15 protein-coding genes are annotated in these 14540 nt (G+C 58.0%); 5 read left to right on the plus strand and 10 right to left on the minus strand.

Annotated features, from left to right (window positions below; genetic code table 11):
• The first annotated feature begins 44 nt into the window (after window positions 1–44).
• Both msrA and FJU30_RS18360 read left to right on the plus strand, forming a co-directional pair.
• Window positions 45–674 carry a peptide-methionine (S)-S-oxide reductase MsrA gene (gene msrA, locus FJU30_RS18355; protein WP_150436418.1) on the plus strand — a complete coding sequence of 210 codons (630 nt, stop codon included), beginning with the start codon at window positions 45–47 and terminating at the stop codon, window positions 672–674.
• A 214-nt stretch (window positions 675–888) separates the two neighbouring features.
• A complete protein-coding gene (locus tag FJU30_RS18360; protein ID WP_150436419.1) occupies window positions 889–2235 on the plus strand; it encodes a hemolysin family protein in 1347 nt (448 codons plus the stop codon).
• A 56-nt stretch (window positions 2236–2291) separates the two neighbouring features.
• Here the strand turns inward: FJU30_RS18360 and FJU30_RS18365 are convergent, their stop codons facing one another.
• Together FJU30_RS18365 and cysQ are read right to left on the minus strand one after the other, a co-directional pair.
• Entirely contained in the window at window positions 2292–2498 is a 207-nt protein-coding gene (locus tag FJU30_RS18365; protein WP_150436420.1) for a DUF1107 domain-containing protein, read from the minus strand.
• 441 nt (window positions 2499–2939) lie between these two features.
• Window positions 2940–3680 carry a 3'(2'),5'-bisphosphate nucleotidase CysQ gene (gene cysQ / locus FJU30_RS18370; protein WP_150436421.1) on the minus strand — a complete coding sequence of 247 codons (741 nt, stop codon included), beginning with the start codon at window positions 3678–3680 and terminating at the stop codon, window positions 2940–2942.
• Between the two features lie 379 nt (window positions 3681–4059).
• On the opposite strand from cysQ, the gene FJU30_RS18375 reads away from it, so the two are divergent.
• On the plus strand, window positions 4060–6009 hold the full coding sequence (locus tag FJU30_RS18375) for a bifunctional 2',3'-cyclic-nucleotide 2'-phosphodiesterase/3'-nucleotidase (RefSeq protein WP_191091644.1): 1950 nt from the start codon (window positions 4060–4062) through the stop codon (window positions 6007–6009).
• A gap of 464 nt (window positions 6010–6473) precedes the next feature.
• Window positions 6474–7028: a flavodoxin family protein gene (locus FJU30_RS18380; RefSeq protein WP_150436422.1), complete on the plus strand. Its 555-nt coding sequence runs from the start codon at window positions 6474–6476 to the stop codon at window positions 7026–7028.
• Window positions 7029–7104: 76 nt separating this feature from the next.
• Here the strand turns inward: FJU30_RS18380 and fklB are convergent, their stop codons facing one another.
• Window positions 7105–7725 carry an FKBP-type peptidyl-prolyl cis-trans isomerase gene (gene fklB, locus FJU30_RS18385; RefSeq protein WP_150436423.1) on the minus strand — a complete coding sequence of 207 codons (621 nt, stop codon included), beginning with the start codon at window positions 7723–7725 and terminating at the stop codon, window positions 7105–7107.
• A gap of 217 nt (window positions 7726–7942) precedes the next feature.
• Here fklB and FJU30_RS18390 point away from each other — a divergent pair, with 217 nt between their 5' ends.
• Window positions 7943–8593, plus strand: a complete 651-nt coding sequence (locus FJU30_RS18390; RefSeq protein WP_150436424.1) for a LysM-like peptidoglycan-binding domain-containing protein — start codon at window positions 7943–7945, stop codon at window positions 8591–8593.
• A 102-nt stretch (window positions 8594–8695) separates the two neighbouring features.
• Here the strand turns inward: FJU30_RS18390 and rplI are convergent, their stop codons facing one another.
• The 7 genes from rplI to FJU30_RS18430 form a co-directional block, all read right to left on the minus strand.
• Window positions 8696–9148 (minus strand): 50S ribosomal protein L9, encoded by a 453-nt coding sequence (rplI, locus tag FJU30_RS18395; RefSeq protein WP_150436425.1) that lies wholly within the window; start codon window positions 9146–9148, stop codon window positions 8696–8698.
• Between the two features lie 39 nt (window positions 9149–9187).
• Window positions 9188–9415, minus strand: a complete 228-nt coding sequence (gene rpsR / locus FJU30_RS18400) for a 30S ribosomal protein S18 (protein WP_000135199.1) — start codon at window positions 9413–9415, stop codon at window positions 9188–9190.
• 4 nt (window positions 9416–9419) lie between these two features.
• Entirely contained in the window at window positions 9420–9740 is a 321-nt protein-coding gene (priB, locus tag FJU30_RS18405; protein WP_150436426.1) for a primosomal replication protein N, read from the minus strand.
• Window positions 9741–9745: 5 nt separating this feature from the next.
• Window positions 9746–10138 (minus strand): 30S ribosomal protein S6, encoded by a 393-nt coding sequence (gene rpsF / locus FJU30_RS18410; protein WP_150436427.1) that lies wholly within the window; start codon window positions 10136–10138, stop codon window positions 9746–9748.
• 1026 nt (window positions 10139–11164) lie between these two features.
• Window positions 11165–11956: an esterase gene (gene yjfP, locus FJU30_RS18420; protein WP_150436429.1), complete on the minus strand. Its 792-nt coding sequence runs from the start codon at window positions 11954–11956 to the stop codon at window positions 11165–11167.
• Between the two features lie 799 nt (window positions 11957–12755).
• Window positions 12756–13370, minus strand: coding sequence for a peptide chain release factor H (gene prfH / locus FJU30_RS18425; protein WP_150436430.1), 615 nt, complete (start codon window positions 13368–13370; stop codon window positions 12756–12758).
• The gene (locus FJU30_RS18430; RefSeq protein ID WP_150436431.1) at window positions 13367–14488 is read right to left on the minus strand and encodes an RNA ligase RtcB family protein; all 1122 of its coding nucleotides are present in this window, start codon (window positions 14486–14488) and stop codon (window positions 13367–13369) included. The genes prfH and FJU30_RS18430 overlap by 4 nt, the downstream gene beginning before the upstream one ends.
• Window positions 14489–14540: the final 52 nt, after the last annotated feature.

Raw genomic sequence — 14540 nt, forward strand, 5'->3', positions numbered from 1 at the left:
ATGCTGGGCGCAGCTTATCAATGGCGTAACACCGGGAGTTATACGTGGATAAAACTCAACCAATCAGCCAGGCCGACGCCCTGCCTGGCCGCACGACAACCATGCCCGTCGCCGCGACGCACGCCGTCAACGGCCACCCAATGGACGCGATCCCCGACAACCATGAGGTCGCCATCTTCACGATGGGCTGCTTCTGGGGCGTGGAGCGCCTGTTCTGGCAACAGGACGGCGTTTACAGCACCGCCGCCGGCTACAGCGGCGGCTATACGCCAAACCCGACCTATAGCGAAGTTTGCACCGGACGAACCGGCCACGCCGAAGCCGTGCGGGTGGTGTTCGATCCCGCCGTCGTCAGCTACCAACAGTTGCTCCGGCTGTTCTGGGAAAATCACGATCCGGCGCAGGGCATGCGCCAGGGCGGCGATATCGGCACCCAATACCGTTCGGCGATCTACCCCCTTTCGCCGCGTCAGGAACAGGCCGCGCGCCTGAGCTACCAGCAGTTCGCCGAAGCGATGCGCGCGGCGGGCGATACGCGCGCCATCAGCACGCAGATCGAAGCCGCCGGCCCGTTCTACTACGCCGAGGACGAACATCAGCAGTATCTGTATAAAAACCCGCAGGGCTACTGCGGCCTGGGCGGCATCGGCGTTTGCCTGCCGCCGCAGCGTTGACGACTGGCGGTATTCTCACCACTGCTGTTATACTAGCGCCGCCGTATCCGGCCTCTGATGCCGGGTGATCTTATTCACCCGGCATCGTTGATCGTAGAAAATAATGTTTTTTGGCTGAACTCCAGCCGCGGTAACGGCTTCCGCCTGGTTACCTTAGATTATGAATGCCTTCCTGAGGATAGCAGACGCCCTGCCGGGCCAATGTTAATAAATTATGTTAAACAGTATATTACTGATTCTTTTTCTGATCGCCGTGAGCGCGTTCTTCTCGATGTCGGAGATCTCGTTGGCCGCCTCGCGCAAAATTAAACTTAAACAGATGGCCGATGAGGGCAATCTCAACGCCAGCCTGGTGCTGCAACTGCAGGAAACGCCGGGGATCTTCTTTACCGTTATTCAGATTGGCGTCAACGCCGTGGCCATCCTGGCCGGTATCATCGGCGACGCCGCCTTCTCTCCGCTGTTCGATGCCGTTTTGTCCCGCATGTTTCCCGACGAACTGGTCAGCAAAATCAGCTTCTTCTGCTCCTTTGTCCTGGTGACCAGCCTGTTTATTCTGCTGGGCGACCTGACCCCGAAACGCATCGGGATGATTGCGCCGGAAGCGGTGGCTGTCCGGATCATCAACCCGATGCGCTTCTGCCTGCTGGTATTCCGCCCGTTGGTCTGGCTGTTTAACGGTATGGCCAATATTATTTTCCGCCTGCTCAAGCTGCCGATGGTGCGCAAAGACGACATCACGTCGGACGATATTTACGCTGTTGTGGAGGCCGGCGCGCTGGCCGGGGTGCTGCGCAAACAGGAACACGAGCTGATTGAAAACGTGTTTGAGCTGGAATCCCGCACGGTGCCGTCGTCGATGACTTCGCGCGAAAGCGTGGTCTATTTCGAACTGCTGGAGAGCGAAGAACATATCAAAGAGAAGATCGCCCAGCAGCCGCACTCGAAGTTCCTGGTGTGCGACGGCAGCATCGATCAGGTCGTCGGCTATGTCGACTCCAAAGATCTGCTCAACCGCGTGCTGGCCAACCAGAGTCTGGCGCTAAACAGCGGGGTGCAGATTCGCTCCGCCCTGATCGTACCGGATACATTAACGTTGTCCGAGGCGCTGGAAAGTTTTAAAACCGCCGGCGAAGACTTCGCGGTTATCCTGAACGAATACGCGCTGGTGGTGGGCATTATCACCCTGAACGACGTGATGACCACCCTGATGGGCGATCTGGTTGGTCAGGGACTGGAAGAACAGATCGTGGCCCGCGACGAAAACTCATGGCTGGTGGAAGGCGGCACGCCGATCGATGACGTGATGCGCGTACTGGATATCGATGAGTTTCCCCACTCCGATAACTATGAAACCATCGGCGGTTTCATGATGTATATGCTGCGCAAGATCCCCAAACGCACCGATTTTGTCCGCTTCTCAGGCTATAAATTCGAGGTGGTGGATATCGATAGCTACAAAATCGACCAGTTGCTGGTCACGCGCATTGAGGAAAAGGCGCCTTCCGGCGCGAATGCCGGCGGCGCCAGAAGCGGCGATGAAGCGCCGCAGACGCCTTAACGCCTGAACGACGACGGCCCCCATCGGGGGCCGTCTTAATGGCTGTGCGGTCAAGGCTAACCCATTTCCGTTTGCAGGCGCATCACCTGCCGGTTCACCTCAGACATCACCAGAAAATGCTTTTTATCACGTATCTTCGGCAGCAAAATTTTGCCGTAATCGAATTCAAATGCCCCAATCCCTTTAATATAGATCCGGCCGCGAAATAGGGTTTTAACATAGGTGGCGACCTTGATGGGATTGTATCGTTCGAAGATTCTCATCTTTTTACTCTCCTCCCGTTTACTTTACGCTGCCGCGGCGTCCGAATCCGTTATCGCCCGCGACGCATCAATCAGATGCATACTGTTAGTGTAGTATAAGCGCCGTTAGTTCCTGCATTGACAGAATTCTTTGCTGCTTTTACATATTATTACAGACAGCTTTTAATACTATTAGCAGCCCTACAGAATAAACCTTCAAACAGCAGTAGTTTATCGAACCACGAAAAAGCGCCGTCTGAACGGCCGCGCGAACAACAAAATGCGGGCGGCCCGGCTGAGGAAAGCTAATGTAGTGCACAAATATGACCGGACGAAGACAGCGACATGGTAAAAAACGTCAAAAAATATGACGGTAAGGGGAACAAGCGAAACGAGGAAACAGACGCGGCGGTGGGATGACGCATCGAGCGGGTGATAGCCGATGCTATCACCCGCTGCGATTCAGAAAAGCGAAACGCGGAAACCGGGGTTGAGGAACGATTCGCGCGGCAGATATGACAGCGGTTGTCCCTGCCAGTCATTAACCTGTGCGCCGGCGGCGGCGGCTACGGCGTGACCAGCCGCCGTATCCCACACGTTAGTGGGCCCAAAGCGCGGGTAAAGCTGCGCCTTACCTTCCGCCACCAGGCAGAACTTCAGCGACGATCCCACCGCCACCGTCTGGTGTTCGCCCAGTTGATGCAGATAATCCTTCAGTTCGCTATCCAGATGCGAACGGCTCACCACGACCAGCGGCGGACGAGCGTCCTGCACTTTAATCTCTCGCCGGACGCCCTGCTCTTCCTTCCAGGCTTTACCGTCGGCGGCGGCATACATCACGCCGGTCACCGGAACATAGACGACGCCCAGCACCGGCTGCCCCTGCTCGATTAGCGCAATATTCACGGTAAAATCGCCGTTACGATGCAGGAATTCCTTAGTACCGTCCAGCGGATCGACCAGCCAGTAGCGCTGCCAGTGCTGACGTACCTGCCAGGATGGAGGATCCTCTTCCGACAGTAGCGGGACGGCGGGAAACAGCGCGCTCAGCCCCTGTTTAATCACCCGATGCGCCGCCAGGTCGGCCGCCGTAACCGGCGAATCATCTTTTTTATGCATGACGTTCAGCGGCTGATGCCCCTGATAGACCTGCATAATCTCAGCGCCGGCATCGCGCGCCAGCTGACAAATTTGCTCTAACATTAGCTACCTCATTAATCGGAACGCCGCTCATCGCGGGATAACCGACAGCCCGGAGACGAATGACCTAAAGAATAGCCGCTCCGCCGCCCCAACTCCAGCCGTCCACGCTGGCGCGCGGAAAGGAAACAGAGTGAAGCCACACGTGGCGCGCCGACTGATGCGCTGTCACATTCACACTATATTATGGCAAACGATCTCTCTTTATTTCATACCCTGAAAATTCGAGTCGCGGAACAAAACGTTGTCGTTTCGAACAACGCCGTGCGTTAGTCCTTTCCGGGCCAGACCCGCACGTGGGTCGGGCAACAAGGCCAACGTATCTGCAACTGGCCGTATTACCGGGTATATTTGTTATTCTGGTTTCATCAGGAGCGAAGTAATGAAGCACCCTTTAGTCATTTCCCTGCTTGCCATACTCATTCCGGCAACCGCCTCAGCCGCCACGGTCGATTTCCGCATTCTCGAAACCACCGATCTGCACAGCAATATGATGGATTTCGACTACTACAAAGACCTGCCGACCGAACAATTTGGCCTGGTGCGCGCCGTCAGCCTGATTCAGGCCGCGCGTCAACAGGCGACCAATAGCGTACTGGTCGACAACGGCGATCTGATTCAGGGCAGCCCGCTGGGTGATTATATAGCGGCAAAAGGACTGGCCGACGGCGAGATTCATCCGATTTATCAGGTGATGAATACGCTCGATTACTCGGTGGGGACTATCGGTAATCACGAATTCAACTACGGGCTGGATTATCTGCGCAAAGCGCTGTCCGGCGCGAATTTTCCCTATGTAAACGCCAACGTGATCGACGTCGCCAGCGGTAAACCGCTGTTCAGGCCGTGGCTGATGGAAGAAAAGAGCGTGACGGACAGAGCGGGCAAACGTCACACATTGCGCATCGGCTACATCGGCTTTGTGCCGCCGCAGGTAATGACCTGGGACAAAATGAATCTGACCGGCAAAGTCACGGTGGAAGATATCACCGCCAGCGCGAAAAAATGGGTGCCGGAGATGCGCCGCCAGGGCGCCGATGTGGTCATCGTCCTTGCCCACACCGGTCTCTCTTCCGAGCCCTATAAGCCGATGGCGGAAAACTCGGTCTACTACCTCAGCCAGGTGCCGGGCATTGACGCCATCGTATTCGGCCATGCCCACGCGCTGTTCCCCCACAAAGATTTCGCCGCGCTCCCCGGGGCGGATATCGCCCGCGGCACGCTGAATGGCGTCCCGGCGGTGATGCCCGGCCGCTGGGGCGATCATCTGGGAGTGGTCGATCTGGTGTTGAATAACGACGGCGGCCAGTGGCGGGTGGCCGAATCCCGCGCCGAAGCGCGTCCGATTTACGATAAGGCCGGGCGGAAGTCGCTGGCGGCGCCGGACGCGCGCCTGACGCAGTTACTCGCCGAGGCCCACCAGAAAACACGCGAATTCGTCAGCCAGCCTATCGGCAAAGCCAGCGATAATATGTACAGCTATCTGGCGCTGATCCAGGACGATCCGACCGTGCAAATCGTGAATAACGCGCAGCGCGCCTATAGCGAACATGTCATTCAGGGCAATCCGGAACTGGCCAACCTGCCGGTGTTGTCCGCCGCCGCGCCGTTTAAGGCGGGCGGACGTAAAGACGATCCGACCAGCTATGTGGAAGTGGCGAAGGGTCAGCTGACCTTGCGCAATGCCGCCGATCTGTATCTCTACCCGAATACGCTGGTGGTACTGAAAGTCAGCGGACGCAATGTCAAAGAGTGGCTGGAATGTTCGGCCGGCCAGTTTAATCGGATCGACGTCAACCAGACCAAGCCGCAATCGCTGCTCAACTGGGAGGGGTTCCGCAGCTATAATTTCGATGTGATCGACGGCGTCAGCTATCAGATCGATGTCACGCAACCGGCGCGTTACGACGGCGACTGCCGCCTGATTAACCCACAGGCTGAACGTATTCAGCAACTGAGCTACCTCGGCAAACCGATCGATCCCAACGCGCAGTTTTTGATCGCCACCAATAATTATCGCGCCTACGGCGGGAGCTTTTCGGGCACAGGCGGCGACCAGGTCGTCTTTGCCGCGCCGGACGAAAACCGCGCCGTCCTGACCGCCTGGATTGGCGAGGAAACGAAAAAGGTCGGCGAGGTCACGCCGCAGGCGGATAATAACTGGCGGCTGGCGCCCATTAACAGCAAGGTGGCGCTGGACATCCGTTTCGAAACGTCGCCGGACAGCAAAGCGGCGGCCTTCATCGCCGAAAAAGCGCAGTACCCGCTCACGCGGATCGGCCAGGATGAGCATGGTTTCGCCCTGTACCGCATCGACCTGCAGCGGCCGTAACGCGCGGCGGACTTACGCCCGCTGATTTATCCGGGTAACGCGCCGGCTGGCGCGTTACCCGACGCGGCAATCGATACCTGAACGCGCGCCCTCAGTCAAAGAATAAGACGCCGCCGTACCGTTGTACTATTATCATATCCTGAATAATTTGAGTTGCAGGACAAAACGTTATCGTTTTGAAACAACGCGCAGCGTTGGTCCTTGACGGGCGATACGCATTCATGCGGCTCATTATGCGGCATGGGAACGATAACTCCGCCGGGCGCGGATGTTAGCGCCGCCGCCGGCGTCTCCACATGGGAAAACCCAGAAACAGGCCGAAGAATTGAGCGCAGTCAACGCGCCTGCAGCTTAAAGTATGACGGGTATATAACTTTGTATCCGGCGGAAATCACCGGCGCGCTGATACAGCGATGGCCAGGTGATAATGTTAATCCGTGTTTAAAACTGAGTACGAGGCTGCTATGTCAAAAGTTATTGTGATTTACCATTCTGGTTATGGTCATACCGAACGTCTGGCCGAAGCGGTTGCGCAAGGCGCCGGCGCGGAACTGATCGCCATCGACGCCGAAGGCAACATTAGCGAAGCGCAGTGGGCGGCGCTGGCGGCTGCCGACGCCATCATTTTCGGCACGCCTACCTATATGGGCGGCCCAAGCTGGCAGTTTAAGAAATTTGCCGACGCCAGTTCTAAACAGTGGTTTAGCCGCGCCTGGAGCGATAAGGTTTTCGGCGGCTTTACCAACAGCGCCAGTCTGAACGGCGATAAGCAAGTCACGCTGATTTCCCTGCAGACGCTGGCTTCGCAGCACGGCGGCATCTGGGTCAGCCTGGGGAATCTGCCCGCCAATACGAAAACATCGACGCGCAGCGATGTAAATAGTCTCGGCGGATCGGTCGGTTTTCTCGCGCAGACCCCTTCCGATGCCAGCGTCGATGAAGTGGTTGACGGCGATCTGGCCACCGGTAAGGCCTACGGTCAGCGCGTGGCCGCCATCGCCGACCGGCTGGCGAAATAAGCCGCCGCCTCATTAGCCCAAAGGCACCCGTCGGGTGCCTTCTTTTTGTGTCTCTTATCCTAATCGCGCCTGGCGCTTACAGGATCTCCAGCAGCTCCACTTCGAAAATCAGCGCGCTGAACGGCGGAATAGCCGCGCCGGCGCCGCGTTCGCCGTAAGCCAGTTCCTGCGGGATATACAGCTCCCATTTGGAGCCGACCGGCATCAGCGTCAGGGCTTCGATCCAGCCGGGAATCACGCCGCTGACCGGAAATTCCGCCGGCTGGCCGCGCTGCACCGAGCTGTCGAATACGGTGCCGTCAATCAGGCGGCCGGTGTAATGCACCCGCACGCGATCCTGGCGCGACGGAATGCCGCCCTCGCCCTGAGTCAATACGCGAAACTGCAGGCCGGATTCCGTGCTGCTCACCTCTTCCTTCTGCGCATTTTCCGCCAGGAAGCGCTGGCCGTCCTGCGCCAGAGATTTCTGCCGCTCGCGGCGTACCGCATCGGCGCGTTCATGAATTTCACGCAGCGCGCGATGGACCACATCCACGGGCACCGCCGGCGTATTTCCCTCCAGGGCATCACGCAAGCCAGCCAGCAGCGCTTCCGGTTGTAAACCTTCCAGGCCCGACTCCTGCAACTGCTGACCTACCTGTAAACCGATACCGTAACTTGCCTGCGCTTCGACGCTCTCATAAGAAGGGGTTGTCATGAATGTTCCTTTAATCTGTAAAAAATCGAGACAGCAGCATAACAGCGCAGCGGATTAGGGTAAAATCCTGTATGCGAGCGCGACATGTCATCCGAGAGTCGCGCCTGCGCGGATGCGCGGGATTCACTGTGTCTGAGGCCTTAAAAATTAACGCATTAACCGACACATCCGGTTGATGGCGTACATTATCTTCAATATCGCGGAAAGAGAGGTCATCATGAGGAGGATTGCGCCCGGAAAACGGAAAACCGCCTGGGACTATCAGTCGTTACTCCACACCGCTCTGCGTTTATGGCGTCGCACACCGGCTGGCGCAGCCGGCGGCGCTTCTGTGTTTCAGTCACTGGGGCGGCAAATCCGTGGGCTGCTGAGCAAAATCTGGCACCTTCCCGACCATTACCACTGGATGGAACCGCTGCCCTACGCGCACCGGCGCGGCGTACTGATTGCGATCGGCATCCTGCTGCTGGCGCTGCTGCTGCCTTACACGCCGCCGTCCGTGCCGCACAGCCCGCCGACCGATAGCGGCCCGCAACAGGAAACGGCCCCCCTGCAGGCGAACCTGACAGGAGAACCGGCCGCGCCGCCGTCCGCTGCGCGCCAGGTGAACTGGCAACGTTATCAAATTGCGTCGGGTCAGACGCTGGCACAGCTGTTTCGCGATAATAATCTGCCGGTCAGCGATGTCTTCGCCATGGCGCAGGTGGAAGGACGCGAAAGGCCGCTGAGCGACTTGCGCGCCGGCCAGGAGGTCAGGATTCAGTTAAATAGCCAGGGCATGGTCGCCCGACTGGAGATTGATACCACGGATAATCAGACCATTCGCTTTATACGCCAGTCCGACGGCGCCTTTCAGCGCAGACCGTAATGCAGCCGGTTTCCGGCGCGATGAATAGCAAAACGCCGGCCCAAAGGCCGGCGTTTTAGCGGTGGACGGGCCCACAGGCCAGTCCGGTGCGCCGCAGCAAAATTATGCTTCAGCAACAACCACAACGTTCAGCGTCGCGAAAACGTCGCTGTGCACCTGGAAGCTCACTTCATGATCGCCCAGGGTACGCAGAACGCCGTTCGGCAGACGAACTTCGCTTTTAGCAACTTCAACACCGGCCGCCGTTACCGCATCAGCGATATCACGCGTACCGATAGAACCGAACAGTTTGCCTTCATCGCCTGCTTTAGACGCGAGGGTTACCGTTGCCAGTTCAGTGATCTTAGCTGCGCGAGCTTCAGCAGCGGCCAGAACGTCGGCCAGTTTGGCTTCCAGTTCGGCGCGGCGCGCTTCGAAGTACTCAACGTTCTTTTTGGTTGCCGGGACAGCTTTACCCTGCGGAACCAGGAAGTTACGGGCATAGCCCGCTTTAACGTTTACCTGCTCACCCAGGCTGCCCAGGTTTGCTACTTTATCAAGCAGAATAACTTGCATTACCTTATCCTCTCAAAGTCGTTAATGGACAGTGGCCGATTACTGATGACGATCAGTGTACGGCAACAAAGACAGGTAGCGCGCGCGCTTGATAGCACGGGCCAGCTGACGCTGGTATTTTGCACGAGTACCGGTGATACGGCTCGGGACAATTTTACCGCTTTCGGTGATGTAGTTTTTCAGCGTAGCGATGTCTTTATAGTCGATCTCTTGAACGCCTTCCGCGGTGAAACGGCAGAACTTGCGACGACGGAAATAACGTGCCATTTGGCTAGTCTCCAGAATCTATCAATTCAATCTGCTCGGCATGTAACACCATCCGGCTTAGCCCATTGCGACCTTGATGGCTGCTAATGAAACCCCGCACGATGAGTTGCACACCGACCGTTATACTGTGGGTAATTGCCTGTGATGCCTGTCCGCTAATAATGACGGGCATACGACACCACGCCTGTCGGCTGAATCCGGCTTCCTGCTGCGCAGAACGATGCTCAAGCACGAACTGACAATGGGGAATACCGGAGGGACTGACCTTACGAATGGGGGTCTTGCACACGGTGCCAGACAATACCAGACGATTAGCCGTCTCCACGGCAATTACTCTTCAGAATCCCCAGCTTCAGCATCATCGCTGGCATCGGCGAAATCTTCACGACGCTCACGGCGTTCGTCTTTCGCTTTAACCATCGGGGAAGCTTCGGTTACCGCGTGTTTAACGCGCATAATCATGCTACGGATAACGGCGTCGTTGAAGCGGAAGTTTGTTTCCAGCTCATCGATCACTTCCTGCGGCGCTTCGGCGTTCAGCAGAACGTAATGCGCTTTGTGCAGTTTGTTGATCGGGTAAGCCAGCTGACGGCGGCCCCAGTCTTCCAGACGATGGATCTTGCCTTCCGCTGCTGTGATAGCACCGGTATAGCGTTCGATCATGCCTGGAACCTGTTCGCTCTGGTCAGGATGAACCATAAAAACGATTTCGTAATGACGCATCGAATTGCTCCTTACGGATTATTCAGCCTCCTGTCAGGGTCAGCCGTGGCCCATGGAAGCAAGGAACGTGTTTGTGAACGGCTGAAAAAATGACGCGTAATTATATTGGCCCCGGCCCAGGAACACAAGGTGGATTGCGATTATCTTGTAAAATCTGACCCATCCACCTCGCAGGCAGCGACGCAGCGAATTGATGTGGTCCGCACGCTGAAAACGCCCGGAGGCCGTTGGACGAAAAAACCGGCCTTTTACCAGGTCGCGGCGCGCGGCGCAGGACAACTCATGGCGCCAGGCTGGAAACCGCCAGACTGAACGGATCTTGCCCGGTAACGGGTGGACACGGCCTTAAGCAAGATTGCTTTCCTCAAATTATATCGGGCTTACCCCGCAACAGGCGCTATGCCGCCGGCTGTAATCAATCTCAATATTCAAATATCGCCGGTTTCATCCTCCCTGCGAGTGTCAGACGGGGCGCGCCATCGCGCTGTTTTGCCTGAATAAAGGCTTCGGCCACCCGCTCATCACACCGCTGGCGACGCATCTGACGCGGAGAGGGCGTCTGTCGGCGTTTCAGCCACGCATACCAGCCGCCGCGCGAGACGCACAGTACGCGGACCAGGCTTTTCACTAAAAATTTCGCCCGATGCTGTTGCATAAAACCGTACTTCACTTCAGGCAATTGGCGAAGCAGATGGCCGCCTTTTGGAGAATGATCAGTCCCTTCTGCCGTTCAGCAAGCTGGCGTTTTAATACGGACATTCTCCGTTGCCAGCAACTGCTCACGCTCAGAGGCGGAGCGTTGCTGGCGTTGTTTACCTCGAGGCGTAGAGCTGAGATTCTGCAGGCCGGGCCGCGTTGGCGACACCGATACGGTCGGCAAGAGCCAGCGTCTGCCGGCGAAACTGCGGGGTTTCTGGATTACGCGATGTTCTCTTCACCAATTTTGTTTGCATCATGGTTCATCTTGTTAACGATTTTACTCGCTTAACAGTGTGTCCATTATTCGTGGGTAGGATCATATAGCTATTATCCTTTAGACAGGACGTCGCCCTTATCCGGCCATATACGGTTGAAAAACGTCACGCCCGCCTGAAGCGCGGACGGGGTGATTTTATGCCCGATGCCGGGCTCGCTTAGCCAGGTCAGTTTTCCAGCCAGTCCGCGCTGCGTTAGCGCCTCACGCAAGCGCACGCTTTGCTGGAACGGCACCAGATCGTCCGCCTCGCCGTGCCACAGCAGCAGCGGCCGGTCGGCCAACGCCGCCAGGCGCGGGGCGACATCATATTCCGCCAGACGGTCGGCCAGCGGCTGCAGGATCTGTTCCGCATCCGGGCTGTCCGGCGCCACCGGCGGGAACAACGAGCGCGAAAGGGAAGAGAAATAGCCCGAGCCCATAAACACGGCCGCCGCGCTGATCCACGGATAGCGCGCCATACTGGCCAGCGCCGTCATACCGCCCAGCGACGCGCCGCACACGCCGATCCTCTCCTGCGCGATCAGACCGCGCCGGCGGTATTCCGCCGCCAGCGCCGGCAGTTCCTGCACATTCGATTGAAAAATATCCCAGAAATGACGCAGCCGGCGCGCTTCGTCGCCGTCATAGCGCGCGCCATGCATTGCGGCGTCCGGCGCAATCACGCGAAATCCGGCCTGCGCCAGCGCATAGCCAAAGTAGCAATACACCTCTTTTGACGAGGTATAGCCATGAAAGAAAAAAATCGTCGGCAGCGCCCGATCGCGCATTCCGGCCGGTGCGGAGTGAATCACCTCAATGCCGTTGACCATCTCGACGGCCATTTCAACTACAGACTGGTTCATTTTTGGTCCCGCTAATACGCTGAAAATCCATGTTTAACGCCCCGCCCCGTCTTTCAGGGGAGGACGGCGCCGGTCGACCGCAGCCTCCGACGCGGTTTCAACCCGACGCCAGGCCAGACATTACGCTGCCCCGTAAATACCCGTCGGATCGTATTACCATAGCGCCAAATATCGCGGCAGATAAAAATAAATACGCAATGGCTTAGCTAAAATACGGCAATATGAACCGCAGCATCCGGCTGCGGTAAACGTTGTCCCCGCTGGCGCCCAGGATAAGCGGAGCATGCGCTTCCGTTCAGGCGGCAGACAGGTCGCCGATAAGCCCGAAATACCCGGGCCTGCCGAATAGAGGGAAACGCCGGCGGACAACGCCGCTACGCTCCCTCGTCGCACGTCCCCTGATAACGAACATTGTCATCAACCAGAGCGGAGACATGTGCTTCCGTTCAGGCGGCAGACAGGTTGCCGGTAAACCCGAAATCCCCGGGCCTGCCGAATAGAGAGATGCGCCGGCGGACAACGCCGCTACGCCCCTCGTCGCGCGCTGGCTGATAACGAACATTGTCATCAACCTGAACGGTGGCATGCGCTTCCGTTCAGGCGGCAGACAGGTCGCCGGTAAGCCCGAAATATCCGGGCCTGCCGAATAGAGAGATGCGACGGCGGACAACGCCGCTACGCCCCTCGTCGCGCGCTGGCTGATAACGAACGTTGTCATCAGCCAGCGCCTCCGCTGAAGGTCGTATTATGGCGCGGGCGCGTCGTTTTCGCCTTGCGTCGTTCACCGCAACAGCGCGGCTCAGGCCGGCTCGAATCCTTCGCCTCTGAACACGCGAATCGGATTGCCCCGCTCCACCTCGTGGTGAAACTGGCGGCGCTGCGCGCGCAGTTGCGCCTCGCGCTGCTGGCGGCGGTTTTGCAGTTGCCAGGCAATGAGATAAGCGGCCAGACGCCGGTTAGCATGCTGACTGCGCTCCGACTGTACCTTAACGCTGATCCCGCTGGCGACGTGCGTAGCCCGCACGGCGGACTCCGTTTTATTGACGTGCTGCCCGCCCGGCCCGGAGGCTTTGAGCGTGGTAAACCGAATTTCGCCGTCGCTAAAGGTCTGCTGCGGGGTAAAGCGGGTGACGCCGATAAACCAGTTTTTGCGTCCCGGACCTTTGCGCCACGGGCTGGCGCAGGTCCACTGCAGGGTGCCGCACCAATTATCGGCCAGCGTTTCCGCTTGTTCCCCGCGCAGCAACACCAGCGCGGAACGCAGCGTCCCCGGCCGATCGCCGTCTTCCGACTCCACCAGCTCCAGTTCGACATTGATCGCCTTCGCTTCCTGCATCAGGCGCCGCAGCGCCTTAGCCGTCGCCAGCATACATTCATCAGGCCCCTGCGCCGCCGAAAGTTGTATCAGGATCATTGCGCATTCCCCCGGGTCTTGTAGGTCAGCACCGGCTTCAGCCGGGCGATCGGTTCTATCAGACCCGCCTGCTCCATCGACGATATCACCGTATCGATGGGTTTATACGCCTGCGGCGCTTCCTGAAACATCAGCTGTTTATCCTGGCAAATCACCCGGCTGCCAAATGCCGTGCGCGCTAACTGCTGCATGCTGTAACGCTGGTCCAGCCGCCCTTTGCATTCGGCGCGCATCCATTTGCGGCCGGCGCCGTGCGCCAGAGAAAACAGGCTGACGGCATGCGGCAACGGCCGCACCAGATAACTGTAATCGCCGCGCGAGCCGGGGATCACCACCAGACCGCAATCGGCCGGGGTAGCCCCCTTGCGGTGCAGCCAGCCGGACACGCCGTCGATAACGGCCGGCGCGACCAAATTATGGTTAACATCCAGCAGCGCTTCGCCGTCGCTGTGCCAGCGGCGCAACATGCGTTGCGCGATGCACTGTCGATTATATGCCGCGAAGCGCAGCGCCAGTTGGTGTTGACTCAGATAACCGGCGGCTTCCGGCGTATCCTGTTCCAGCCCGCGATGGCCGAACGCGCGCACATGCTGTTCCAGAATCGCCTGTCCGAGTCCGCGTGAACCGCTGTGAACCAACAGCAGCAGTTGCCGCGTGTCCGGCAGCAACGCGCCGAGTCGCGCCGGCTGATAGATTTCATCAAGCTGCTGCAGCTCGGCAAAGTGATTGCCGCCGCCGATGGTGCCGGGAGAATATGGCAGTTCGGCAAACTCCGACGGCAACTCATTAATCTCGTCCGGTGGTTCATCAATATTTCCCAGCCGTTTTTCCAGCTTATCCAGCGATATTTTGCCGGCCGTCAGATCCGTGCGCCAGAGCGCCATGCCGCAACCAATATCATTGCCGACCAGCGCGGGATAAAAACGTCGCTGCGAGAAAAAAGCGGCGCCAATCGGGTAACCGCGCCCCGGATGTAAGTCCGGCATGCCGGATACGCTCACCATGCCCGGCAGTTGTGCGGTAGTAATAAGTTGCTGGATGGCTTTATCTTCAATCCAGGTCTCTGCCGACGCGATGATATTTACCCGCGGCGCGACAGAGCGAATAGTATTGCCCATAGGTCAATCCTGTCGATCAATTAACAATAGAGACCCAATACCTTTCGCGATG

The sequence above is a fragment of the Affinibrenneria salicis genome (genome assembly GCF_008710095.1).

Excerpts from the sequence above, each read along its gene's own strand:
- FJU30_RS18360 (WP_150436419.1), top strand. The coding sequence starts at position 889 with ATGTTAAACAGTATATTACTGATTCTTTTTCTGATCGCCGTGAGCGCG.
- FJU30_RS18365 (WP_150436420.1), bottom strand. The coding sequence starts at position 2,498 with ATGAGAATCTTCGAACGATACAATCCCATCAAGGTCGCCACCTATGTT.
- cysQ (WP_150436421.1), bottom strand. The coding sequence starts at position 3,680 with ATGTTAGAGCAAATTTGTCAGCTGGCGCGCGATGCCGGCGCTGAGATT.
- FJU30_RS18375 (WP_191091644.1), top strand. The coding sequence starts at position 4,060 with ATGAAGCACCCTTTAGTCATTTCCCTGCTTGCCATACTCATTCCGGCA.
- FJU30_RS18380 (WP_150436422.1), top strand. The coding sequence starts at position 6,474 with ATGTCAAAAGTTATTGTGATTTACCATTCTGGTTATGGTCATACCGAA.
- fklB (WP_150436423.1), bottom strand. The coding sequence starts at position 7,725 with ATGACAACCCCTTCTTATGAGAGCGTCGAAGCGCAGGCAAGTTACGGT.
- FJU30_RS18390 (WP_150436424.1), top strand. The coding sequence starts at position 7,943 with ATGAGGAGGATTGCGCCCGGAAAACGGAAAACCGCCTGGGACTATCAG.
- rplI (WP_150436425.1), bottom strand. The coding sequence starts at position 9,148 with ATGCAAGTTATTCTGCTTGATAAAGTAGCAAACCTGGGCAGCCTGGGT.
- rpsR (WP_000135199.1), bottom strand. The coding sequence starts at position 9,415 with ATGGCACGTTATTTCCGTCGTCGCAAGTTCTGCCGTTTCACCGCGGAA.
- rpsF (WP_150436427.1), bottom strand. The coding sequence starts at position 10,138 with ATGCGTCATTACGAAATCGTTTTTATGGTTCATCCTGACCAGAGCGAA.
- yjfP (WP_150436429.1), bottom strand. The coding sequence starts at position 11,956 with ATGAACCAGTCTGTAGTTGAAATGGCCGTCGAGATGGTCAACGGCATT.
- prfH (WP_150436430.1), bottom strand. The coding sequence starts at position 13,370 with ATGATCCTGATACAACTTTCGGCGGCGCAGGGGCCTGATGAATGTATG.
- FJU30_RS18430 (WP_150436431.1), bottom strand. The coding sequence starts at position 14,488 with ATGGGCAATACTATTCGCTCTGTCGCGCCGCGGGTAAATATCATCGCG.